Origin of the sequence: Shewanella sp. Scap07, from assembly GCF_013394145.1 — a bacterium.
Classification (GTDB): Bacteria; Pseudomonadota; Gammaproteobacteria; order Enterobacterales; family Shewanellaceae; genus Shewanella; species Shewanella waksmanii.
The window spans coordinates 3799699-3825733 of sequence record NZ_CP041329.1; the positions used below are offsets into that span (position 1 = coordinate 3799699).

Annotated in this window: 18 protein-coding genes; 5 read left to right on the forward strand and 13 right to left on the reverse strand. The window is 45.0% G+C overall.

Annotated elements, in window-relative coordinates:
* Positions 1–999, reverse strand: coding sequence for a substrate-binding domain-containing protein (locus FLM48_RS16655; RefSeq protein ID WP_179025407.1), 999 nt, complete (start codon positions 997–999; stop codon positions 1–3).
* A gap of 214 nt (positions 1000–1213) precedes the next feature.
* Between FLM48_RS16655 and FLM48_RS16660 the strand changes: the two genes are divergently transcribed.
* On the forward strand, positions 1214–1966 hold the full coding sequence (locus tag FLM48_RS16660; protein ID WP_179025408.1) for a sporulation protein: 753 nt from the start codon (positions 1214–1216) through the stop codon (positions 1964–1966).
* Between the two features lie 20 nt (positions 1967–1986).
* On the opposite strand, the gene FLM48_RS16665 is transcribed toward FLM48_RS16660, so the two are convergent.
* From FLM48_RS16665 to FLM48_RS16680, 4 genes are all read right to left on the reverse strand, one after another.
* A complete protein-coding gene (locus FLM48_RS16665) occupies positions 1987–2874 on the reverse strand; it encodes a DMT family transporter (protein WP_179025409.1) in 888 nt (295 codons plus the stop codon).
* 123 nt (positions 2875–2997) lie between these two features.
* The gene (locus FLM48_RS16670) at positions 2998–4095 is read right to left on the reverse strand and encodes an alkene reductase (protein WP_179025410.1); all 1098 of its coding nucleotides are present in this window, start codon (positions 4093–4095) and stop codon (positions 2998–3000) included.
* Between the two features lie 58 nt (positions 4096–4153).
* Entirely contained in the window at positions 4154–4537 is a 384-nt protein-coding gene (gloA, locus tag FLM48_RS16675) for a lactoylglutathione lyase (RefSeq protein WP_028771413.1), read from the reverse strand.
* 338 nt (positions 4538–4875) lie between these two features.
* Positions 4876–6582: a sensor domain-containing diguanylate cyclase gene (locus FLM48_RS16680; protein WP_179025411.1), complete on the reverse strand. Its 1707-nt coding sequence runs from the start codon at positions 6580–6582 to the stop codon at positions 4876–4878.
* 316 nt (positions 6583–6898) lie between these two features.
* Between FLM48_RS16680 and FLM48_RS16685 the strand changes: the two genes are divergently transcribed.
* On the forward strand, positions 6899–8074 hold the full coding sequence (locus FLM48_RS16685) for a M20 aminoacylase family protein (RefSeq protein ID WP_179025412.1): 1176 nt from the start codon (positions 6899–6901) through the stop codon (positions 8072–8074).
* Between the two features lie 28 nt (positions 8075–8102).
* Here FLM48_RS16685 and FLM48_RS16690 read toward each other — a convergent pair whose 3' ends face one another.
* The 3 genes from FLM48_RS16690 to FLM48_RS16700 form a co-directional block, all read right to left on the reverse strand.
* Entirely contained in the window at positions 8103–8342 is a 240-nt protein-coding gene (locus tag FLM48_RS16690) for a hypothetical protein (protein ID WP_028771415.1), read from the reverse strand.
* A gap of 116 nt (positions 8343–8458) precedes the next feature.
* The gene (locus tag FLM48_RS16695; protein WP_179025413.1) at positions 8459–9127 is read right to left on the reverse strand and encodes a flavin reductase family protein; all 669 of its coding nucleotides are present in this window, start codon (positions 9125–9127) and stop codon (positions 8459–8461) included.
* A 21-nt stretch (positions 9128–9148) separates the two neighbouring features.
* Entirely contained in the window at positions 9149–9331 is a 183-nt protein-coding gene (locus FLM48_RS16700) for a DUF2256 domain-containing protein (RefSeq protein ID WP_179025414.1), read from the reverse strand.
* A gap of 182 nt (positions 9332–9513) precedes the next feature.
* Between FLM48_RS16700 and FLM48_RS16705 the strand changes: the two genes are divergently transcribed.
* Positions 9514–10425, forward strand: a complete 912-nt coding sequence (locus FLM48_RS16705) for a LysR substrate-binding domain-containing protein (RefSeq protein ID WP_179025415.1) — start codon at positions 9514–9516, stop codon at positions 10423–10425.
* A 32-nt stretch (positions 10426–10457) separates the two neighbouring features.
* Here the strand turns inward: FLM48_RS16705 and FLM48_RS16710 are convergent, their stop codons facing one another.
* The 3 genes from FLM48_RS16710 to FLM48_RS16720 all read right to left on the reverse strand — a co-directional run bounded on the left by FLM48_RS16710 (position 10458) and on the right by FLM48_RS16720 (position 16394).
* Complete coding sequence (locus FLM48_RS16710; protein ID WP_179025416.1) at positions 10458–11573, reverse strand: DUF1254 domain-containing protein; 1116 nt, start codon at positions 11571–11573, stop codon at positions 10458–10460.
* Positions 11574–11806: 233 nt separating this feature from the next.
* Positions 11807–13363, reverse strand: a complete 1557-nt coding sequence (locus tag FLM48_RS16715; RefSeq protein ID WP_179025417.1) for an ammonia-forming cytochrome c nitrite reductase subunit c552 — start codon at positions 13361–13363, stop codon at positions 11807–11809.
* A gap of 754 nt (positions 13364–14117) precedes the next feature.
* Positions 14118–16394, reverse strand: a complete 2277-nt coding sequence (locus tag FLM48_RS16720) for a carboxypeptidase-like regulatory domain-containing protein (RefSeq protein WP_179025418.1) — start codon at positions 16392–16394, stop codon at positions 14118–14120.
* A 447-nt stretch (positions 16395–16841) separates the two neighbouring features.
* On the opposite strand from FLM48_RS16720, the gene FLM48_RS16725 reads away from it, so the two are divergent.
* Positions 16842–17105, forward strand: coding sequence for a hypothetical protein (locus FLM48_RS16725; RefSeq protein ID WP_179025419.1), 264 nt, complete (start codon positions 16842–16844; stop codon positions 17103–17105).
* A 191-nt stretch (positions 17106–17296) separates the two neighbouring features.
* Complete coding sequence (locus tag FLM48_RS16730) at positions 17297–18829, forward strand: response regulator (RefSeq protein WP_179025420.1); 1533 nt, start codon at positions 17297–17299, stop codon at positions 18827–18829.
* Positions 18830–18832: 3 nt separating this feature from the next.
* On the opposite strand, the gene FLM48_RS16735 is transcribed toward FLM48_RS16730, so the two are convergent.
* Positions 18833–19921: a two-component system response regulator gene (locus FLM48_RS16735; RefSeq protein WP_028771421.1), complete on the reverse strand. Its 1089-nt coding sequence runs from the start codon at positions 19919–19921 to the stop codon at positions 18833–18835.
* 45 nt (positions 19922–19966) lie between these two features.
* Positions 19967–25840: a response regulator gene (locus FLM48_RS16740; protein ID WP_179025421.1), complete on the reverse strand. Its 5874-nt coding sequence runs from the start codon at positions 25838–25840 to the stop codon at positions 19967–19969.
* Positions 25841–26035: the final 195 nt, after the last annotated feature.

The following is a 26035-nucleotide window of genomic DNA, read 5'->3' on the forward strand; positions in this document are numbered from 1 at the left end:
TCAATCCAAACAGGTCTTGTAGTTGATCTGATCGCAAAAGCGTAGCGGGATCTCTACGGTATGTTGATACGACTGCTGATTGACGATTTGATACAAGGTTTTAATGGCCTGCTTACCCATTTCAAATGGGTTTTGACCCACATTTGCTGCTACCACCCTCTCTGCCAAGTATGTCATCTGCTGCCGGGCGGTATCGCCAATAACCAGTACCATTTGCTGTGATTGTAGTGCCTCCCGGTAAGGTTCAACGGTGATACGAAAACTGTCTGAAAATTGCACCCATCCCCCTACCGCAACAAAAGCATCAACCAGATCGTCATTGTAGAGTTTAAAAACGGATTGCAAATCTTGGAGTGCATCTTCATTGTGGCCAAAGTTGTGCATTGGTGGCCGAAACTCTCGCCAACCGTTCTCTCCTTGCAGCCTTTCACCTGGGGGCTTAGTGTAGGTTTTTCCTGATAGTGCCATACGAATCCCCATCACCCGTAAATTGAGGTTAGGCGAATCTGGGCGGCCACTTTGTATTATCAATACCCCACCATCAGGTCTAAGGCGCTGCAGCTGAATGCCTAAGCCTTGGCCTATTGCAAGGTTGTCTGAGCCAACGTAGGCTTTGCGAATATTGGGGTTGGTTTGTAGGGTTGCTGCGCTAAAATCTGCATCATAGGTAATAAGTGGAATGCCTAAACGCGCAGCTTTAGCGACACTGTGAGCTGCCAAAAATTCTGACTGTGTCACGGCAATGGCAATGCCATCGACACCTTGATCAAGCAGCTCAGATATAATTTTATCTTGCAGCCTGACATCAATATGTTTGTTGCCTTTAAAAATACACTCAACATTGCCCAGTTCAGCGGCGGCAACACGGCATCCTTCTGCGGTCGCCATAAAGAATGGGTTATCGGTTTCTTTGGGAACCATAGCAAGACGCCATGTTTTGGCAAATGCAGGCGCTGCAAAACATAAACACGCTATCAGACCTAACCAGCTCAATCGCATATGCAGTCCTCATTTTCCGTTCGGCAAACGATGCTATTGATAAGTATAGGTATGGGCGGTTATATAGGAAAGTATTGGCCAAAATCAGCAAGCTGGCGCAGATGAAGTCGCCTGGCCAGCGAGCCTCGCATTCGCTTACAAACTGACAATTGAATCGTTTTAACGTCAATGCTAGGGTCTAGTCAAAGAAACACATAAGACTAAGGAAAGCATAATGTTGAAGAAAATTCTTGCTAGTGTTGGCATCGGCAAAGCAACAGTCGATACCCTACTGTTAACCCCTCAGCTCAAAGCCGGAGAAGATTTCAGCGTCGAAGTTATTATTAAAGGTGGCGACGTAGAACAACAGCTTAATGGATTAGAGTTTGCCATTATGGCGCAGGCCAAAGCCGAACAAAAACTGGGCGATGAAGAGGTCAAATACAATAAGAGTGTCGTGCTTCAAAGTTGGAAGCCGATGCTCAATCAAACGATTGGGGCTAACGAGACTCTCAGCCGCCAATTTAAACTCAATTTGCACCCAGAAGCCCCTGCAACACGTCTATTTGGGCAGCAAATAGCCAAGGTGTGGCTACAAACTGGGCTAGACATTAAAAACGGTATTGATGGGAGTGATAAAGATCCACTCGTAATCGAACCTTCTAATACACAATTGGCAGTCCTAGAGATGATTGAAAACAGCGGTTATCGGTTATACAAAACCGATATTGAAGCCGGTGGCATAAGAACACGCGAATTTAGCTCTCACCAGCCCTGTTACCAAGAATACGAATTTAAACCTCAATCTCGCTCATTCTTTGGCGCGCGAGAACTTGAAGTAACATTTGTCGATAATGGCGCAGAAACTGGGGTACTCATCGAAATTGACCGAGCCTTTGTCGGTGACGGTTATCGCAGTATCTCAATCCCTAACCACTGTGATAGTGTTGAGTCAGTCAGGCCTTATATTGAACGATTACTGAGCTAATCAGCGCCGACCAGTACTGGTTAATTACCGGTACTGGCTTGCTGCAATTGTTTCAATTTCGCTTCTCGACGAGACAGTTTAATGTAAGCTATCAGTGATAACATAATCAAACCGGCGCCGACTAATTTTTGCCAAGCTAGCTGCTCTTGCAATAGCGTAATGCTAAGTAACATGGTCCAGACGGGCTCCAAAATCATAATCAAAGCCGCCGTTTCTAATTTAACTTTATATTGCCCCATAGTTTGCAGTAAATAGCGCACCGACGTTGCAAATACGGTGGAGATAACAAACCACCACAGCAAATTCCACGAGTAGTCAATCACAGCCGGTTCACTCAATGACGCGGTAATAAGCCCAACGACACCGACGGCAAAAAGCTGCAAGCAGATTGATAACAAGGGGGGTAAACGACTACCTATGTTTTTGTTAAGCACAAAATGAATCGACAGCAGCACCGACGCCATTAAAAAATACAACTGGCTACTTTCAAGATGCCAACCACTGCCGAGTGTCAGCAGCGCCATGCCCATCATGCTGACCGGCAAGGCCAGCCAAAATGAACGATTGGGCTTAATCTGAAACAATGACCAAGAGACAAGTGGGGCGATAATCATCGCGAGGCTCATAATAAACGCCCCTTCAGATAAACTATCGCTAATGGTGACCGCATGCACCCATACTTGCAGTGCGAGCCCTAGAAATACGCCAACCCCAAGGACAGTTAGAATTTGCTTGAGATCCAGCTTAGCTAGACGCTGATAGCAAAAAGGCAGCAGGATCAGACTGGCCAAAACAAAGCGTACCCCCAAAAACAGGTCGCCAGGCATATGGCTAACAACAAACTTTGACGCCACCCAGCCCATCGCAGCAAGTAAGGTTGCAATCAATAAGTAAATGATACCGCGCATTAATACCACTCTAAGCCGCTTTGCTTGCAGCAAAGCTACAAGGTTAGAAAAACAAATAGCAACTCATTTGAGTTGCTATTGACAGGAACAAAGCCGATTTTAACCTATTAGTGATGAAGCAAACTACTGGCCGTACTCACAATAATCGGTTAAACCTTTTTCTGCACCACCAAACAATGTGGCAGGATCATGACTGGCTAATGGATAACCGTGTTTAATCCGGTTAGGTAAATCTGGGTTAGCCACAAACGGGCGACCAAAGCCAACCATATCGGCTAAACCGGCTTCCAGTACCGTCGCCGCTTTTTGCGCATCGTATTTTCCAGCATAAATTAGCACACCCTCGTACGCTTCACGAACAGCTTGCTTGAATGAGGCTGGCGTATCTGGCGCATCATCCCAGTCAACTTCAGCGATATGCAGATAGACAATTTTATGCTGATTCAACATGGCTGCTGCTGCGGTATAAGTTTCCTCTGGGTTAGCGTCAACCGTACCATTTAGCGATGTGAAAGGCGCTAGACGTACGCCTACACGTTCTGCACCAATGGCTTCAACCATTGCCGCCACAACTTCACTTAAAAAGCGTAGCCGATTCTCCACACTTCCACCGTATTCATCAGTGCGACTATTCGCTTCTGAATCAATGAACTGGTTAATTAAGTAACCATTAGCCGCATGTAGCTCAACACCATCAAAGCCGGCTTCAATGGCATTGAGTGCGGCTTGGCGATATTGCTCAATAACGAGCTTAATGTCGTCTTTGGTCATAGCACGAGGCTCAACCACATCAACAAACCCGGGCTCATCCGTGCCGTTATCAATAAATACTTTAACGTTTTCGGCTTTAATCGCAGAAGATGAAATCGGCTGCTGTCCGCCAATATTGTCAGGGTGAGTCACTCGGCCGACATGCCACAATTGCGCAAAAATAACCCCGCCTTTTTGGTGTACGGCATCAGTCGTTGATTTCCAGCCAGCGATTTGCTCAGTGGTATAAATACCTGGGGTCCAAGCGTAACCTTGCCCCATGGCTGATATCTGAGTACCTTCAGCCACAATCAGGCCTGCTTGTGCACGCTGAGCATAATATTGCGCCATAATGGCATTGGCGCTATTGCCTGGCTGGCTGGCACGCGAGCGCGTCATTGGTGGCATAACAATGCGGTTTTTAAGGCTGTGCTCACCCAGCTGAACTGGGTTAAGTAATGGGTTTGTCATAATATCATCCTCATGCAATAGAGCCGCATCTTGGCAGCTGCGCGATAATCTGTCGGTTTTAGTCCAGCTGAATCAATTCGATTTGATATCCATCGGGATCGGTAATGAAAGCGATATGCGTCTCGCCACCTTTTACAGGCCCTGGTGCACGGGTCACATTGCCTCCTAACTGGGCAATTTTTTCGCACGCAAGGTAGATATCTTCAACACCGAGCGCAACATGCCCAAACGCATTGCCCATTTCGTACTCATGGGTATCCCAGTTGTGAGTCAGTTCAATCGTGGCGCTGTCTGGACCATTGTCATAGCCAACAAACACCAATGTATAGCGATACTGTTGGTTATCGGCTCTTTGCAACTCCTTCATGCCCAGCACTTGGGTATAAAACGCGATTGATTTCTCTAAGTCAGCAACGCGTAACATGGTATGTAAGAATTTCATATAGACCTCAAGCTTTGTGCAATGTGATGGCCCAACGAGCAATACTCGTTGTAGCGAATACCGACATCATACGGACAATACAAATAACAAACTAATTATCAATTTTTCTTAATTTGATAAATATTATTTATAGATGTAGTGACTAACATGAATGGATAACACAGAGGAGTTTTAGCGATTTTGCTAAGCAAGCTAAAAAAATGGTTAATAAAAAGCGCTGGGATAATAGCCGCTTTATATACGCTAAAAGCGCAAAGCAAAGCCAATTGACTGTGGCTTTAAACGGCCCATATTGATAAACACAGGCAACGAGCCGGTATAAAATGAAAAGAGAGGCGCTATTTCAATAGTGGCGTCACTACCTTATTTTCCAGCCCCTTTTTGTCCTTAGCTTCCTCACAACTATATTCGGCTGTACTGGCTTGATAGGCCAGAACTTGATCCCGTCCTTGCTCCTTAGCGCGGTACAGCGCCATATCAGCAAACTTAACTAATTGGTCTCTATCGCCTTGCACCTTAGGGTAATTAACCACACCGATAGAAACGGTGACTTTTCCTAGAGACAATCCTTTGAGCTCAAGGTGCAATTCGGCAATTTGTTTACGGATACGATTGGCCAACTCAAATGCACTTTCCACTGATCGATTTGGCACGATAACCGCTAACTCCTCTCCCCCTAATCGACAAGCAACGTCGTCAGCGCTGATCATCTGAACGATTAAGGTACTGACCTCTTTAAGCACATAGTCTCCTGCATCATGTCCAAAATTATCATTGAAACGTTTGAAATGATCTAAATCTAGCATCATTAACGTCATGCTTTGTTGGCTGTTTTTGGCTTCTAGTAGCAATGTGTCAAACGACTGCTCAAAATGACGGCGGTTGTACAGCCCCGTCAGCGGATCACTTAGCGCCTGCGAGCGCAGTTTGTCCTGTAAGCTTAAATTAGCCAACGCCAGACCCAAGTGCTCAGCCACGGTAAAAGCCAACCGCAAAGTTGCCGGGTCAACGGCTACAGATGATGCCCCAAAATACAAATGCAACATACCGATTGTATTGCCATGAGCGGTTAGCGGGATACAAAGGGTTTGGTCACTGCCAAGTTCAGCCATATGCGAGCATGGAAGACAGTGATAGTCGTCATTGGAGAGATGATATTTTCCTTTACGTAACGCCCAACAATCATTTGGCGAATAGACCTGAGTCGCAGGCCAAGGCTTGCCCCAATCCAGTTTGACTTCGAGTTGATTACGCGATGCGCGCATCATGGCTACGCTGCCGTTGATCTCCCCCAAAATACGCGGAACAATATCCTCGACGACCTTTTGCGTTTCAGCTATCGAAGTACACGCCGCTAGCATATTCGCCAATCGATGCAACAACTCAATCTCTTTAGTTCGATGCATGATACGCTCTTCTTGCTGCTCACGTTCTTTAGCTACCCGGTGATTCACCTGATAAGCACTAAGCATGCTACTTCCTGCCATTGCCGCTGCAGAAATTGATAACAATACAATGAAAATCCACATTAATTCATCAGACATGGTTTTCAACTCATCCATTGGCATTGCCATCCTGACAACATAAGGCTCATTGTCCAACATCACTCTTTGGGCAACGTAGAGCATGTCTACTTTAAGTGCACTGCTAAAATGAATATTTTCGCCAACGCCAACCTTGAACGCACTGGCAATTTCCTCCCGTAACAGATGATTATCCATTGCTATCACCTCTAGGTAGCTCAACGAAGTATCTGCTAATACCACGCCTTCTGCGTCAATCAGTGTAATTCGCTTGTCTTTAGTCGCTTGAGAAAGGTTACTAAAATAATTATGTCGTGCTGCTGAAGAGAGAGTCGCGAGGTATTGCTGATCATTGGTGATATGGACGACAACATCTTTAGTTAGCCCAGAAAGGTGACTTTTTATCGTTTTTGTCACCCACTTATCTAAACTTGAATTAAGAAAAAATAAGCCGCCTAAGATAGAAATCAGCAACATCACCAGCGGTAAATACTGCCATTTCTTGTCAAATAACATCGACATGGGCGCCATCCTTTGCAAAGAATCGATTTAAAAGTGATGGCAATGGCCATCGCTATAAGTAAAGCAGAAATATCCGCTTTTCACCAACCGAGCCGATGATTAATGGACGTAACCTAGCCCAGTGTGTGACAAACAGATATCAAGCCAGGAGCTAAGTTAAGGTTTTTGTCATGCAGGTATCACGATTGGAGTGGGAGATACAAATCATCACCACAGCTTACTTGCCCACAAACTCGCCATTCGATAGCCTGTAACCAACGCCATGAAAACCACTTTGCCTCTAGCAATACTCCATTAGCCGATACCGAGACGATAGATGATCAACGAACTTAAACAGCACAATGAAATGTTCTCTCAATGGCGCAAAGCCATTCATCAACACCCTGAATTAGGTTTTGAAGAACAGCAAACCGCTGACTTTGTCGCCAACAAGTTACGCCAATGGGGCCTAGATGAAGTGCATACTGGCATAGCGACTACAGGAGTCGTGGGGGTGTTAAGAGGCCAATCTCCCAATAGCCGCGCTATTGGGCTGCGGGCTGATATGGATGCGCTAGCATTAGATGAAGCTAACGATTTTAGTCATGCATCGCATATTGCCGGCAAAATGCATGCCTGTGGCCACGATGGCCATACCGCCATTTTATTAGCAAGCGCCTGGTATTTAGCGCAAAATCGTAACTTCAACGGTACGGTTTATTTTATTTTCCAACCTGCTGAAGAGGGGCTTGGTGGCGCGCAGGCTATGATTGATGACGGGCTATTCGAACGCTTTAAATGTGACAGGATTTATGCGCTACACAATATGCCGGGTATTGCGCAGTCGCATATCTGGCTCAAGCCTGGCCCACTGATGGCGAGTGCTGATCGCTTTGATATTGCCATTGAGGCTAAAGGAGGCCATGCAGCAATGCCGCAGCACCTGATTGACCCCTCTTTAGTGATGAGCAATATCATTCTTAGCGCGCAAACGATTGTTAGTCGTAATACCTCACCGCTCGATACCTGTGTCATCTCATTTACCGATATCCACAGTGGTGAAGGGACATACAACGTGGTGCCCGATAGTGCTCAATTAAAGGGTTGCTTGCGTACTTTTAATCCGCAAGTACGACAACAAGCCCTTGAGCGCTTACAACAAGTGGTTGAGCAAACAGCAAAACTATATGGTGCAAAGGCGAGTTTAACAATACAACCTGGCAGTTACCCTGCAACAGTCAATGAGCAACACTCCTATGAGTTTGCCGCAAACATCGCCGAGCAATTGCTTGGCAAAGAGCGGGTAAATACTCACTGTGACCCGCTATCAGGCAGTGAAGACTTCTCCTTTATGCTCAATAAAGTGGCAGGCTGTTATTTGCTGTTAGGTAATGGCTTGAGCGGCGAGAAGGGTGGCGTGTGTGTACATAACCCACATTATGATTTTAATGATGACATCATCCCAGTGGGAGCGGCGCTATTCTGCTCGCTTGTCACGGCAGAACTTAAGTAAAAATACACTGAATAGTTTGAGCAATAAGTTAGTGCTGACTATCTTGCTGCTCGGCTTCACGCTTGACCAAAATAAATGTCAGATACATCTTGGTTGGCAGTGACAGCGCCATCCCCACGGCCACACACACCGCACTGAGAATGATACCTTTGACCCCCATGGCCTCAACACTGGGGCTAAAGTTATGAAAGTAGATACCGGTTAAAATCAGGCAAATTCCCAAGACTATGCATGATTTCAGTAGCCGGATAAGTTTTGCATCTGACATGATGTCCAATATTGAGTTGTATTAAACCTGCATCAATCATGACTAAATATTAGCCAGCACGCGTTGATTCAGATCAAGCTAATATGTTTGTCTCTGCGCTGTTGATTTAGGGATTTTTAATCCGACTCAAACTCTGACTCTCCAGCCACTGACAAATGAATGGGTAATGTGTCAGGCTTAGCGTAGCTTAGTCTCGCTATGCGTTGGCCGCTGTGATAGCTGTCTAGCCCTGTGACCGCTACCGCCTCTAGTGCTTCAATGTCTATGTAGCCATCTTGCTTAAGGGCGCAATCGGGCACTATCACATGCTGCACTTCTCCAATCACTAAAAGCGTGTCATTCAAAGACAGTGGTGATATTTCTCGAACCGCTAATGCCACTTTAAGCTCGCTTTCGGCAACAAATGGCGCAGTAAATCCGGCAATAAACTGCTCAGTGAGTCCAACCTGGGTGAACTCTGATACCGATGAAGGATAGCGAGCAGAAGTCTGATGTGCTCGCCTAAAATTGGCCGAGTTAACCTGATTTAACGTATAGCACTGTGTCGCTTTGATATTTGTAAGGGTATCCCTTGGCACACTATCAGGACGAATGATCATCCCCATCAGCGCAGGATCTGCACCGATATGGAACACGGAGCTGACGATCGCCAAGTTGCTATTGCCGCTATTATCAATGCTGCCAACCAAATTGGCACTTTTAAACCCAGATAGGCTATTGATAAAGCGAGCACGATAACGCTGATCCATTGCCTCGAAATCAGCTTGGGTAAAATGTTTGTTCATATTGATTTCATCGTTAATTATTTATCCCGCCACATCACCACAGTGTTGATTGTGTACATTCATTTCACTGGCAACCTGTCTGTGCCCAGCACAGCGTTTTGAACAATACTTCACTTGCTCCCAGTCTTTACGCCACTTCTTGCGCCAAGTGAATGGTCGCACGCAGACTGGGCAGAGTTTCCAAGGTAGTGATGACTTGTTCATAAGCTGGCCTCAAAATGGCTATCATGGGTCATGTTGACAACTACCAAGTCATTACGCACCAAAGTGCATTTAAGTTCACTCACCTAGGCCAAGCAGAATGAGTGCTGGCTCACAAGCCAGTAGTCATCAAGCGCATTTTTTAGTAACGTATCTGATTAATAGCGAAATTATCTGAGGTGCGATTGAAAAACCGTGTCGATCTAAATTTATATCGATTTATGATTTGTCTGGTTAAGCTGAAAACCTTAAGTAAAACTTGTCATGAACTCGATATCAGCCGCGCAACGTTTAATCGCCACCTAGCCAGTTGCCGTGAGCTATTTAATAACGAACTATTTGTCGTCACCAACGGCAGCTATACGTCAACCTTGTTGATGACGCAACTTGCACAGCACATTGATGAGCCTTTATCTGTACTAGAACAAAGCCATCATGCTGCCAAACTGTTTACCAATGAGCACCGTGATATTGAATGCACCATCAATATCATTAGCCCATTAAGCAGTGCACTTACCCTGCCACTGGTCAGCGAGTTATCAACCCAAGATCAGCATTGCCGTTTAACTTTTGTCGATTGGTCGCTTAACGGTGTCGAGCAGCCAGAAGTGGGCGCGTTGGCAATAGGCATCGCCGGATACCCCAACCAGTTCAGTGAACATTTAGTTGAAAGAAAAATCACCACCGTACCACTGTATGTGTACCTACCTGAAACTCACCAACTTAACGTGGCAAGCCATATCAATATTTTTGACATGGTCGACTATCAAATGGTGCGAATTTCGCTTGGTGCGCATGACGGCAGTGCTTACTTCGAGCAAGTGCGTAAACAAACTGGATGTGATCTGCAACAAAAGCTCACCGTATCGACGATTAACTCAGCATTAGCCTGTGTGCTAGCCCATCAATATTTGTTTGTTTGCACCAAAATTGCCGACCAGGATATCCCTGCGGGTATTACCGCTAAACCGCTTTACGCCAATGCTAACCCTCTTACATATGATGTTGGCATTCATCATCACCGCTTGGTGTATCAACACCCACTAATTAAAACGATAGAGAAAGTCATCATTCAAAGCTTACAAAAAAGCGAGTAAGGCTTAGCCTTACTCGCCGTTAGCAAAGAATGCTAGTGAGGTAGTGCAACCCCTTTAGCGTAATCAACAATTTCCGCTTCGCTAACGGGCTTATACATGCGTAAAATCCCTGTCCAATTCGGTTCAACATCAATGTTGTTTATCGCATTGTCACCGCAGTTGAAGTGCACCGTATAACTGCCATCTGTATTGGCTTCAAGTTCGCCCTGGCGGCTAGATAGCGCAAAGTTATCTGTATGCACGTAGGCATCTTCCCCGTAGGTGGTAATTGAGAAGAAACCATTATCTTGCAATGGTGGTGCATCAAAGTTCATTTTTTGGCACTGGCCATCTCGGTTTTCTGCTAGCAACACCTTGTAGTAAGCATGCTCACTGGGCAAGCCACCAAAGCCCATTGCCGTAAGTCCACGGGCATGAAACTGGGTAATTTGGCGTGGTTCGACGTTTTGTGCCGCGACAATAGGTTTACCTTCTGGGGCGCCCATCGCTTTGGTGAAGTCCAATGACAATACGTCGTTTTCTAAGCTTAAACGTACCTGCTCACGTTGGTATTGATTGAACCCTTTTGCTTGATACAGGGTCGCCGAGCTGGCATCAGCCTTTATCAAGTCCTGTTTGCGGTTACCTTCAGCAATGGCTGCCGCCGTATCTGAAGCCACCTGCGTTCTAGCCACAACCCACACATGTTGACCATGGCTAAGCATATCTGGCGTGACAGTGATTTGGTTCTTGCCCTGCTGGGCATACAAAACCGCCACTGTGCGGTGATTCTCATCAATCACTTGCAGCGACTGATAGCTGTCTAGGACAGGTAAGGTAAATGTCAATCCACCTTGAGTATCCCAAATTGACTTTGAGTACAAGGTATCACGGTTCTGCCTTACCACAGTTTGTGTATCCATAGTGAGCAAAACGCGATCGTGAGTGAAGTGGTTTATGCCTGATTTTTGTTGCTGCTCAAAGAAGTACTTATCTGACTCAGCAGCAATGAAATTGTCTTTAGTGACCGCAATGTCTCCACCAAACTGTAACTGTACAGCAGTTGGTTGACCTTTCTTTGGTAGGTGGTCGCCTAGCTCGTGGGCGATTACAGGTTGAACAAACAAACTAGTCGCGATAATGGTAGCGATAAGAGTCATGTTTTTCATGGTGATATCCTCAATGTGTCAATCTAAAAGTGAGCTTATTAGCTAAGCGATTGAGTACAGGATAAAGCAGCCAAACGGACATTTCTGACAAACCACAGACTCATAAATGAGCCTAATATCAATTCAAATAAGATTGTTCGATTGATTTGGGCAGCAACATAAAAAGTGCCAGTCAACTGAGTTGGCTGGCACTTTTACATGGAGGTGGGATGTTGGGTAATGCTATAGAGTGACTATTTCAGGTCGGCAGGCCACTCCTTCTCTACGCGTTGCTCGATGAAGTTTTGCTTAGACTTTTCCATACCTTCTAGGTTAAGACCAGCTAACGGTTGCAGTTTAGCTTTGGTATCGTATTTACTCGCATCATACTTATAGTTAGGTGCGTATTTCGCCAGTAATGCGTCGGCTTCTTTTAACGCCGCATCAAGGATAGTGTTAGATTTCTCTAGCAAGCGAATCGCTTCAGCTGGGTTATGAGCGTGAATACCATGTGAAGCGGTTGCACTGTCCCAGAACCACTGCGCATTACGCACTTTAACCAGTAGGCTATTCATCTCATTTGCCAATGGTGTTTTCGCTTTAAGCGCAGCTTCATAGTTTGCTTTTGCTTGAGCAATATTCTTACCAGCGTCTAAACCTTTAACACCGTTAGCAGACCAAATAGCTTGGGCTTTAAAGTGAACTTCAGTAAGACGAGGATCGGTACCATTTGGCTCGAATCTTAGTTTATTGATCTCAGCTTTACGCTCGCTCAAAATCTCTTTGAAATCGCCGGCATCATGGCAACCAATACAGGTTTTCGGTAGTTGCTCAGCTTCAAATGTGACTTTGTGATTCGAATACTTCGCCCCTTTGTCATTCTTTGCCTTTGGCATATGACAAGTGGTACAGCTAAATTTCATGTGGCTGTCCATTTCGTGGGAAGTACGATCTAACATGTTCTCAAATTCAGGATGCTGTGCTTTCAACATCGGTGCACCTGAAATAGCGTTGGTCCAGTCATTAAACTTAATTAAGTCGTAATAGGCTAACTGCGCTTCGGCTGCGAAACCTTGATAAAGCCCGTCATTACCTTTGTAACCGACAATCTGTTTGTAGTCTGTATTAACACCTGGAACCCAATGATCCCATGGGAAGCGAACTTTCTTGCTGTCTTTACCGTCAAAGTAATACTCGACGTGACACTGAGCACAGGTTTGGCTGGCTTGCATGTCAGCATCCTGCTTATCGAAGTCTAGACCAATGGCTTTCATGGCTCGCTCTGTATAAGGACGGCTTAAGCGCAGTTCTTCACTGCCAAGCTCATGGCAATCAGCACAACCTATGGTGTTAGACATCTCATGGCCCCAAGTAGACCAACTGTTGTCAGAGAAATTAGCTTCGCCGACTTTGTCGTACATGCGCGCAACGTCTGGGGTTTTACAAGACCAGCAACTTGCCGGCATTGCTTCGCCCACTACCTCGCCATGGGCAACGGTTGGATGACCCGTTCTCAGTGTTTTAATGATATCTGTCAATGCGAAGTGATGGCCACGGGCACGGTTGTAATCCTTAGCAAAGCCATAACCAGCCCATGCTGATACTAAGTTAGGATTGGCTTCAAGTAGATCGTCAGGTTTGCCTGATGCAGGGTTACTTTGCTCTGTTTCTGCCCAAGTTTCATATTGCGATGGGTAACTAGATTTCCAGTTGTCACTATTATAAAGATCTACTTCTTTATCTTTAGCAACCGCATTGCCGGTAAATATAGTGGATACAATGATTGCAGCGGTAAGTTTATTTAACTTCATACATCACTCCTCGATGGGATTTGTTTTTATATTTAGCAACTATTCAATTTGATCACTAAAACTTTAAAAAGCCGCTTTAAAGTAATTAAATTAATATCACAGCCACTAACCCAACTCAGAAAAATACCTAACCAGTGTGATCCACCCCTAACCGCAACAAGCAAGTTTGCTGCCGATCATAAAAGTAAAATAAACACCTACCCCCTTAGAGGTAATTTGTTGGTTTTTTAACGATTAGTTTATCAACCTCTCATATAACCATAGGGAATATTAACTTGTCGATATAGTATTACCAAATTTAGCAGGTATTAAAATAATACATATAAAACCTTAAAAATAAGTAACTTAAATTAGATTGCCCAAATAGGAACCAAGGCTAATTTACAGCCCGCTAATTCAGTAATCAATTAAAAATCGTTTAAATACTAAACGTATTTATTTGAAGTAAATCACATCCTTCAAACATCTAAAAAAACAAAAACTTTATTGTTGAATTTAGAAAAAATACAAATATTAAACCAACCTTAAATCAAAATTAAGAGTTGCTTAATAAATTAACAAATTAAATTACCGGGGTACAATCAAATAAATAAATCACAGAAAACAAAACCATAAAAACTAATGGTGAGCAGAATAAAGAATATAAAATTAACCATAACCAAATTAAGTCAAAACCAATAAAAAACCCCCAAACGAATTTGAGGGTTTGATGATAATCTGTAGACTGAAATACTATTGCCTACACAGTGATGTGTTAGTCACGAACAACACCTTGGTAGTCTGCTTTATCTCGCTCACGCTCTATATTCATGCGTGCAGGAATGTAAGTCTTAAACCCTGGCTCACCGCCATACCAAAGCTCTGCATCCCGCTCTTCACGTTCAATCACATAAAACACCCGTTCGCCGTCGATGACGGTATCGGTAATCGGGTACCAATAACGCTTTGCAAAATCAAAGCGATTGATGACCACAGAATTGGCATTCTCAATAAAGCTCACTGGCGGTTGTGATACAAACGCTAAACTACTTTCACCGTTGCTATCAGGCTCGCTCCATTGTGTTGCAAAGGTATTGCTAACATCGATACTAGAAAATGCCCAGCCCCATAGCCTTGATGGGATCACTAGGCCGCTAGATTCTATCGAACCGGGTATCCAAGTATTGACCTCGCCAGCCCAAAATCTTGTCGATTCGCTAGGTAATAAGTAATTTGTGTCTAAACTAAAACTGTTATCAGCTCTAACCCAAATGTCATAACTTGCAAATCGCTCATCTCCGTTCTCGAAACTTGAAAATACCCCAAACTCCAACGCATTTTGATCGAGTATCTGACTAGTCTGTACCATCCCGTTTGCATAAGCGATCACTAACCGACCATCACTATCAACCGACCAGGTCGCACTCACACCAGATATCTCCCCCTCTGTGACATTGTCAGCTGCAAAAGTAATTAATTCAGCATAGGCCGATTCAGGAAAAATAAAATCATCATAAGTACGTGGACCTTCAGAGTAATGATATACCCCTCCCCAATCACCCTGTACACAAGTCGAACCATCGCTGCACTGGGCATCAAACGCTATCGGCGTGATATCTAAGCTAGAACGAAATGTCTCATTTTCATTGCCGATGATTAACTTTGGAGCAGCAATAGTAAGTACGCTACCGTCGGCCAAAGTGATCGGTGCCGTCACTAACGTGCTGCGAACCTCCACTGAAACAACATCAACCAAGTTGCCATCTACAACGCGTGTATATGCCCGTTGGGTAGTGGTGCGCTGGGTGAAGAAATTATCATTTACCCCTCCACCGGCATAAAAAGCGGCAATTTCTTGCGGGTCATCTGTCACATATTCAATTTCTGCAACCAGTTCTTCGATAGTATCAGGTGCACTGTAAATCACTTCAATTCGGCCATTATTCAACTGCCAGTTAAATGCCTGGTTTAACGGTTGGCCTGACGGCACATTGAAGCTAAGAGCACTGCCACTGCCATTAACACTATCAAATTCTAGCGCTGAACCTGACCGAGCGATATACCCCGGCGTTGTCACTGCAATGGCATAATAGAGAGAAGGTATGTCTTCAGCATCAAAGCCGGCAACAAGATCGCTATCAGATAAAATATCTTCAACTGCGGCATTGAGGTCCTCTGCTGGGGTTGCGGCAATATAAGCATCAACGGCTGCTTCATCACTGACTAAGTCCAACACACTATCGTAACCATCAGGCAAGCTATATTCAGGGTTATCGACAATGAGTTTAATCACAGCCGCGAGCTCAAATAGCTCTGTGGCATCTACGGCAGTCTCAGCGGTTGCCAATTCTTCTGCTGTGGTCGGCGCAGCACCGCCATTTGCCTCAACAACAAGCGCATAACTGGCTGTTGTGACATTGGTGACGTTTACCGGATCGGGGTCTGATAATACCCGGGAGAAGCTCCCCACCATATTAACAAAGTTAATTTCATCACCAGTTGCTTCGTTGATCGCTGACGATTCAATCACCAATAGCTCTTGCAAATTTGCGCTAACGATATCTAAGCTGTATGCCCCATTTACGTCAGCGGTAGTGGTGTAAGTTTGTCCACCAATAGTGACACTCACGCTTGCGTAAGGAATAGGTTCATCGGTAATTAGCCCGGTCAATGTTGTCGTATAGCCGCCACATAACTCTGGGGCATTAGTGACAGACTCATACACAATGTCGTTTAACTCTCCTTCGATAACGACACCAACCTCACAGGGTATGTAGGCGAGATCTGCTTGCTTTATCCGTGCGCGAAAAGCACGTTTTGCATAGGTACTCGCAAGCACGGTAGTCGGATTAGCCGCATCAACGATTTCAACAAGTTTATTTTCACGACGAGAGTTAGGCATGCCGGGTTCTCGTTCTATACTGCCTCGAACTGACAGTACTTGACTGTTTTGCTGATATTTTGCGTATTTAATTTGGGCTGATTCAGCCATTGTGTTGGGGGTGGTGAAAGCCGCTATCAGACCCAGCGACGTTAATATTTTATACTGCATCTCTATCTTCCCTAATTTCCAAATTGTTTTTATTGCGTCATCCATTGCAGGCAAACGCTAAGCTCCTGTTGAGTACCAACGATTAACTAAAGGTCATTGGCATGCGCATAAAGCTAGTACAATCCGTCCATTTGGCTAGTTTATAACAGGGAAAATCAGCCATTTGGTCTACAAAACTGATAGCAAAAAAGAATCTAACAGCACTGATATCTCGCTGTCGGTAATAGCTAATACCCTAGGGCCTTAGCGCATAAACTAAGTACAGCAACACTCAATTGAGTTACTTTCTAATCCGCCCCAAGTGAAAACCAAGATAACCCTGCGCAGCATTGACAGCGCTGTCATATTAGCTGTAGGTTAACTAGTCGGTAGATAAAGGAGTACTACCGAAAATACTAGGCTACTCAAGCCTAAGCTTGAAAATCATAATAAATAAAGGAATATAGAATGAAAAAATCTTCAATGGTCGCCACCTGTATACTTAGCGCTTCAATGTTGTTTGCAGGGTTAGCCTCTGCCGGCGACTGGTGGCGCACAGTGTCGGTGACCTTATCGCAAAGTGTACCTGCCGATCACAATCAGCTCTGTGCCAATGCTGAAAACCAGTTGCGCGCACAATACTCTGATGTCACTACCGTGCAACACCGTATTAGTTTCGATCAATACGGTGGCCGTTTGTATTGCACTGCACTAGGTCAATCAAAGCAGTAAGTTGTCATCTTTAGCAGGGAGTCATTTTTAGCAATGACTCCCTGATTTACTAGGCATTACAGCCTAGAGTGTTAGCGCATCTTATTTTCAAATCTGATTGATTTGTTAATTAGCAATCAAATGTCACTCAGGTGATTTATTTCAGTAAGCAAGCTAGTATGGTTGATGCTGCAATCTCAAGGAGTGTATCGATGCCGCATTTCAACCTTTCCAATAAGTATTCTGATCTGACTGCGCTGGTTGTCGATGACTTTCCAGCTATGCTAAAAACCGTTGGCAGCATGCTGACTGCTATCGGCTTTAAACATGTCTATAAAGCGGCTAATGGTAAAGAAGCACTATTGATATTGGCTGAAGAGCAAGTTGACCTCATCGTTTCAGACTGGAACATGCCAAAAATGAATGGTGTGGAGTTGCTCAAGGCAGTAAGAATGAGTGACTTGGGCTACCAACACATTCCTTTTATGATGCTCACTGCCAACGTCAATCAAGACGATGTGAGACAAGCAATTGATTTGGGCGTGTCTGAATACCTAATAAAGCCCTTCAATCAAAATACCTTAAAAGACAAAATTGCCACTGCCCTGATTACACCAGTAAGAACCCAAGTCAGCAGCATTGCGTCGACGGCAAGTGAACCCACACCCGCCAAGCAAATCTCAAAATCGACTCTGCTGATTGTTGATGACAACCCCAACAATGTCACTGTATTAACTGAATTATTGAAAAATGATTACCGACTAAAAGCCAGTTTATCAGGACAAAAAGCACTTGATATTTGCCAGCAAGAGCCCAAGCCAGATTTGATCTTACTGGATATCATGATGCCAGATATGGACGGATTAGCAGTATGTAGTCAGCTAAAATCTGATCCACTCACTGAGCATATTCCAATCATATTTATCTCGGCTTTATCCCAGGACCAAGATGTGATTAAAGGACTCTCTTTAGGGGCTGTGGATTACATTACCAAGCCGATATCACCCGAGATCACCAAAGCGCGAATTGCGACACATATCCGCTTAGTTGAGCAGCGAAAAGCAATGAGTCAGCAGCTTGATACATTAGTTGAAAATGCCCGGCTCAAAGCCGATATTGAGCGCATCATACACCATGATTTAAAAGGCCCGTTATCTACCATTATGGCCGCCACTGAAATGCTAGAAACTAAACAGCTAGATTGTGAAAATGAGATTGATATTTTGCATAGTTCCAGTGCCGCTATGCAGCAAATGATTGATAATCACATGCTGCTCTACAAGTTAGAAAATGACAGTTATCAAACGGATCTATCAATATTAAATGCATTTAAAGCCGTTAATGAAGTGCTGTATGGACTTAAGCAAAAGAGCAAAGAGCGTCAGGTGTTTTTGTCGTCGAAAGTACCGGCAGACTTAGCATTTCATGGCAATCCGGTATTAAACCGCAATATGCTTTATAACTTATTGATCAATGCCATTGAGGCAGCGCCAACAAACAGTAAAGTGCAGATTGCCACCACAGCGTCGGCTGAGTCAATCACCATTCACATCCATAACGATGGTGCCGTACCCGCTGATATTCGTCCGGTATTTTTTGATAAATTTGTCACTGCAGGCAAAGCTAAGGGCACCGGCATAGGCACCTACTCAGCTAAACTATCGGCTAAGGCGCAAGGCGGGGATATTGAGTTTGTCAGTGGTGACAACGGCACCACTCTCAGCGTAACGTTACAGCGGGCTTAATAGTTACTGATCAACAAACTGTTGGGCAATAGCATTAAACTCGTCTGTTATTTCACTAAAGGCATCCACCATCTTAGGGTCGAAATGGCTGCCTTTGCCCTCTAAGATAATTTGCACCGCTTTTTCATGGGTGAATGCCGGTTTATAAACCCGTTTACTAATCAAGGCATCATAAACATCGGCAATCGCCATTAACCGCGCCGACAAAGGGATTTGCTCTGCAACAAGCCCCTCTGGATAACCAGAGCCATCCCATTTCTCTTGGTGAGAATAGGCGATTTCTTTGGCAAAAACGAGAAAGTTATCAGCGGCGTCCATGGTTTTTTCAGCGGCAATAATCGCATCGCGACCATAGGTCGTGTGCTTTTTCATTATCTCAAACTCTTCCTCTGTCAGTTTGCCCGGTTTCAGTAAAATACTGTCGGCAATACCCACTTTACCAATATCATGCAATGGCGCAGATTTATAAAGCGCAGTGATCACCTCAGGAGTTAACACTGTGGCGAATTCACTCTGTTCGGCGAGTTTTTTTGCGAGTGCCTTAACATAATGCTGGGTTCGGCGAATATGGTTGCCGGTTTCCGGATCGCGAGACTCTGCCAATGCTCCCATGGCCACCATAGCCACATCTTGTAGTTCCGCTAGCTGCTTTGTTCGCTCTATCACTCGCTCTTCTAGCAACTCGTTTTGGCGTTCCATCAAGTCCCGAGAAGCCTTGAGTAACAAATGATTCTTCACCCGCTCTTTTAGTATCGCTGGGCTAATGGGCTTAGTAATATAATCGACGGCACCTAATGCAAGCCCCTTGGTTTCATCTTCCTCTTGGACTTTGGCGGTAAGGAAAATAACCGGTATATCTTTGGTCTCTGGCTGTGATTTAAGGATGCGGCAAACCTCATAGCCATCCATTTCCGGCATCATCACATCCAGGAGAATCAGGTCCGGCTTTCTTTTGTCGATGATCTTAAGTGCCATTTTGCCACTGAGTGCAGCCTGAATAAGGTAGTCGTCAGCCAATACCCCTTTGACGACTTCAATGTTTGTTGCGGTATCATCAACCGTCAACACTGTGGCTTTATTGGTATCTATCATGACCTATTCCTCAAGTTAAAACGGATACTCATCGCACTATGATACTTATTCATCTAATGTCCCTATTAAACTGTTGAGCAGCTGCTCACCAGCATCAAAATCAAACTCGCTAACCTTAGCCAGTAGCTTAGTTAATGCTTGCTCCACCTCATCGCTCAATGGCTGCTCTAGCAGCAACTCCACAGAATCTGACACGGTTGAGTCAAAGTTATCAATCTGCTGCGCGATCAAATTGAGCTGAGAGAGTAATTCAGTATGACTCAGCATAGCTTGTGGTGTCGATGAAGAGCGTGATTGCTCCGTTGAGAGTTGATGACTGATCTGCTCAACAAATGGCGCAACCAAGGTTTCTGCACGATCGAAATCGTACTCTGCCAGCGCGGCTAATAAAGCTTGCCCCGCGCTTAAATCGGCAACCCCAGAGAGCTGTTCTAACACAATCTCAAGTTGATCGACCGTAGTACTATCGAGCATGGCAATTTGCTCACTAATCTGCTCACAGTGCTTTAGAAAATCAGCCAAGCTAATATTCACAGTCCCTTGCGGGTTATCAGCCTGCGTTAAAGCAGTGTCAATGGTTGTCACCATCTGCGCAATTTTGCCACGGCAGTGCTCTAGCATGGGCGACAACAGCTCAATATCAACCGCTTGTTGTTGCTGCTTGTATTCAGTCAATTGCAGTTCTATCTGCTCTGCACTCTCAACAACAAACATTGCACCGACATTGGCGGCAACCCCTTTCACGGTATGGATTGCAATGATCGCCGTAGCTAAATCGTCTTGCTCAATAGCCCGAGAAACTCTGTCAATGACATCGGCTTCAGATGCGGCAACTTTGGCCAACGTGCGTCGATAAGCTTTTTGATTGCCTCCCATACGAGCCAACGCCGCTTCGGTATCAAATTCCGGTAATAGCAACGCTGCCTCAAGCTGCTCATCGGCTGGCTCTACCGTCAGTACTTGACCAGTCGGCTCCACCCATCGGGCAAGCGTCTTATACACTTCTTGCGGGTTAATCGGTTTAGGGATGTGATCGTTCATGCCAGCTTCAATGCACTTTTCCCTATCGCCGCTCATCGCATTAGCCGTCATAGCAATAATCGGCAGCGCCTGTTTATCACTAAGCTTGCGGATCTGCCGTGTCGCTTCATAGCCATCCATCACCGGCATTTGAATGTCCATTAATATGGCATCACATTCATTACTAGCGACCCAATCGACTGCTTGCTGCCCATTGGATGCAACAGAAACCTGCAATCCGGCCATATTAAGCAGCTCCATGGCAATCTCTTGGTTAATATCATTATCTTCCACCAGCAGGATATGCGCGCCAACAATCTCTTGAGCGGCGGAAACATTTAACTTACCTTGCGCATTCTTAGGCTGAATAACACTGCTGCGGCCCATCACCGCCATTACCGTATCAAATAATGTCGACGCGCTCACCGGCTTGGTGAGTGCACTATCTAGCTGGACATCACCCGCTCTTTTAAGCATATCATCACGATCATACGCGGTGACTATAACCAATTTGGGTAACACTGATAGCGACAAGGATTGCTGAACAGTACGGCACAGCTCAACGCCATCCATCTGCGGCATTTTCCAGTCAGCTAATAGTAGCTGATAGGGCGTGCCCTGCTCGTCAGCTTGTTGTAGCTTGGCTATCGCTGCCTGGCCAGACTCCGCCACATCAGCTTTAAAACCTAAGCTTTGCGATAAAGTATGTAAAATTTCTCTGGCGGCGACGCTGTCATCAACAATCAATATCGGCAAGTTGAGCAAACTCGCAGCAGATGCTGGGCGCCTAGTTTGTGCTTTGCCCGATAGCGCAAACTTAGCGGTAAAGTAGAAACGACTCCCCACACCCGCTTCACTTTCAACCCAGATCTTCCCGGACATCATTTCAGTGAGGGTTTTACAGATGGTCAACCCCAACCCGGTACCGCCATACTTACGTGTGGTTGATGCATCCGCCTGACTGAATGACTGGAACAAGCGCTTTTGTTGCTCAGGAGTCATGCCGATGCCGCTATCCTCAACACAAAACTCGACTACAACTAAATCGCTATCTTGCTCAAGCAACTTGGCGCGTACAATAATTTCGCCCTGCTCGGTAAACTTGATAGAGTTATTGGTCAGGTTAATGAGCACTTGGCCAAGGCGTAACGGATCGCCCTCTAAATTTGTCGGCAGTTGCGGGTCAATATCAATCAGTAATTCCAAGCCTTTTTGCTGGCTCTTATGCGAGATGAGCTCGACCAAACTATCGAAGCTTTCATTGAGATTAAACTGGGTCACCTCTAACGACAACTTACCCGCCTCGATTTTAGAAAAGTCGAGAATATCGTTGATAATACCTAGTAGTGACTCAGCCGAGTTCTGAATTTTGCTAATATAATCTGCTTGTTTACGATTAAGATCAGTCTGCTGGGTTAAGTAACTCATGCCTATAATGGCGTTCATTGGTGTGCGGATTTCATGGCTCATATTGGCCAGAAAATCACTCTTGGCTTTAGTGGCTTCATCCGCGGTTCTAACGGCTTCTTCTAACTGACGGGCGTTTTCTTTCTCACTGGTAATGTCGATAAAGTTACCCACTAAACCTGCTGGATTGTCTTGGCTGTCTTTAAAGCCCGTTACCCAATATAAAGTGTCATGCATTTTTCCGTCAGCAAACGGAATCTGCATCTCTTTCTTAATTGTAGTTTGATTAGCAATAACCTCGGTGTCTTCAGCCTGATATAACTCGCGGTCCTGCTCACTTAGGTAGGTCAAGTCAGTGACTTTCAGGCCAATCAGATCTTCAGCTTTCACGTTAAATGTCTGCTCATAGGCTTTGTTAAAGCCTAAGTATCGCCCTTCAGCATTTTTGTAAAACAGCGGAATAGGGACAGTATCAATCAACAGCTGTTGTAGCTTCATCTGCTCGGCCAGAGAGCGCGTCGCTTCTTCGGCTTTCGCCATCGCATCCTTTAAAGCTTGCTCCGCTTCTTTACGTTCGGTGGTGTCTCGCACAATGCCGGTAAACATCTGCTCTTGGTCAATTATGGCTTCACCGATAGCAACCTCAATGATGATTTCACTGCCATCTTTTCTTATCCCAGTGAGTTCATAGGTTGAATGCTCATCATTCTCTGACGCTTTGTTTTCGAGATAATGCAAATGAAACGCGGGCGAAATGAGCTTACTGATATCACTTTGAATGACCTCATTGGCACTGTAACCAAAAATCACTTCAGCAGCGGGACTAAATACTTCTATGTGACCTTGGCGATCAACAACTACGATTCCGTCAGAAGCCTTATCGATAATCGTTTGTGAGCGTTGCATGGTCATTTTCAGCTCGTTGGTGCGCGCTGCGACTAGCTCTTCAAGTTTTAACTGTGAACGCGTTAATGCACGGGTCGCGCGGGTGCCCACACGCAAGGTGAATAAGGTACTGCCTAGCAGTAACGCCAACGAAATTAGTAGTGTTGCCCATACGGTCTTTTTAAACACTGTGATTAGCGCAAATGACTCCTCAACATCGACCTCTGCTGCAAGTCCCATATTGAGCTTTCCATCCCAAAGCCAGCTTCCTACCACTTTGACGCCACGATAATCATTGTAACCCTCGAGGTTTTGGCCCGACTGTTTGTTAGCAATATTTGCCGCCATTTGCGTCAATGGCCAGCTCGCATCGGCTGGGCTAACGACCTCATTTTCAATCAGGTTAATACCTGGGTTAGCAATACGCACATTAAGCGATGCCTGCTGATTTTCATCCAGCAAGCCTATGTCTTTGAGTTGCGACTCAAACCGAATATTTGAAAGTAATAAACCGGTTTCATCGACGGCATAAGTTTCACCACTATGGCCGATGAAACCAGCCGAAAGTATTGATGAAAACACACCGTTAAAGTTGACTCGCTTAGTGAGGATTGCGATCACTTGATTGTCTGCATTAACCACTGGGGCGGCAAAAAACATCGTAGACGGCATATCATCAACACTGCTGCCGCTTGCAGAGAACATCACATCTGAGCGGATAGGCGGAATAAACACACTCTCGCCACGCAACACTTGTGCAAGTAATTCTGGCCTTTGCTGCGCTATCAGGTTGAGACTGCCAATATTGGAATCTCGGCGCGACGATAAACTGATGCTATCTGGGGCGATAACAAAAAAACCAAACGAGCCGGACTCCCCTTCACGGTCTCGAAAGAACTTACGCACTTGCGATTGGATCGGCGCTTCTTTTAACGACGCCGTATTTCGTGGAACAACCAATAGCTGCTCAACTAAACCGGCAAGTTGTTTGTTCTTACCCACCTGTTGCAGGTGGTTCAATTCATACTCTACCCAATACAGCAGGCGCTGGTGCGTCGAGTTAAGCAGAGTTTGCAAATTGTACTCCACTTCGCTGCGATGTTTTTGCTCTGCCCCATCGATGATCATCGCAATAACACTGAGTAAAACCACTGATAAAAAGGTCAAGCCGATAAATATGGTGCGCTTAAAGCTGGCCGAACCAAACTTATTTGCCAACTCTTTGTCAGATGCTTTGAGAATTCTGGAACTGACCAAAGTGGCTAAGATTAATAGGCCAACCACCGCCAAAATAATGGTATATAGAGAATCAATTAACTTGGGCTCGCTGCTGTTAATCTCTGCTTGATTAGACTCTAGCCAATCATTACGGGTAAGCATCAAGTCTCTGAGTTTTAACGAATCTAGCGCTTTTTGAACAATAGAGTGGAGTAAAGGGTGTTGATTGTGGCTCAGCAGGTGGACAGAAGTCGGGGGAAACACATCTTGGTTAATTGCGCGCAGCTTGTTGGGTTGATTCCGTTGATTCATGGTGTGCTGTATCGCTAACTGCGAATCAAGTAAACCATCTACTTCGCCAGCCAGAACTCTATCTATTGAATCGTCCATTCCAGTGGTTTCAACAATAGTAATATCGGGATATAACACCCGTAATTTATCGATAGAGGTATAGCCTTGCGGAACGGCTATCTTGGCCTTAGCCATATCAGCATGACTATTAAGCTGATTATTGGTATTGCTGACATGGAACAACTCGCGCACCAAAAAATAGGGCGTAGTAAACTTGCCGTAAGCTTTGCGCTCTTCTTCCATATAGGCATCTGGAAGTAAATCAATTTTTCCTTGCTTGAATGCCGCGAGATTGTCATCCCAATCACCTTCAACAATCTCTATTTGTAATCCCGTTGCTAAGACAATTTTATTGACAATAGCACCAGCTAACCCACCAATTGTGCCATCTTCATGCATAAATAACATTGGCGGCCAATGATCAATACCGACACGAATGCGGTTGTCACTGATCCATTGATGCTCTTCGGGTGTCAGTGAGATCAGTGTATCGATTGCCATTGAGCTGTCAGGCTGAACTGTGGCGCGTAACTTTAGGTTGTCTGCATAACTCATCAACTGGGTTAAATAATCGCTCTTAAGCTGATGATATTCATCGCTGTTTATGATTTCCATGGCAAGCTTACGCTCGCCACTATCTGTGGCAGCAAGGGTTTTTAGCTCTAGTTCGACTAAGCGCTGGTTGGTTAGCTCAAGCAAAGCTATCAGCTGATTGTCATTTGCGTGTTGCCTAGCCAACAGTCGGTTTATTAACTCGGCCAGTTTAGGTTCATATTCGTTGTAGCGATTTAACCATTTCTCATCACCTGAAAACGCATAACTTAGCACTGAAGAGGTAAGGATTTCGTCTAAGTACTTCAGTTCAGTGGTGAGCTGATTAACTTCAGCCACACTTAACTGCTGTTGGTAGGCTTGCGGGGCAGTGGGGACTTGCGCATGACTGGTGAACGACATTGTCGTCAACAACAATAAAAAAAACGATAGATAACGACTAATTACTTTGCCGCTAAAGCCAGCCTTAATCCTAACTGTAGACATGGCCTCAGCCCCTTAATTCATCCGATGAAATACGCAAGTAATCTGCATAAAGAATTTACACAATACACTGACATTAAACAAGTTTAGAACAGATACATTTATAAACAATCCTGAGCCACTTTGCTGTTGCAACCAAGGTGGCATTATGGCAAGAAAATCACAATCAGGCCGACTAACCCATGCCTGTCCCAACTA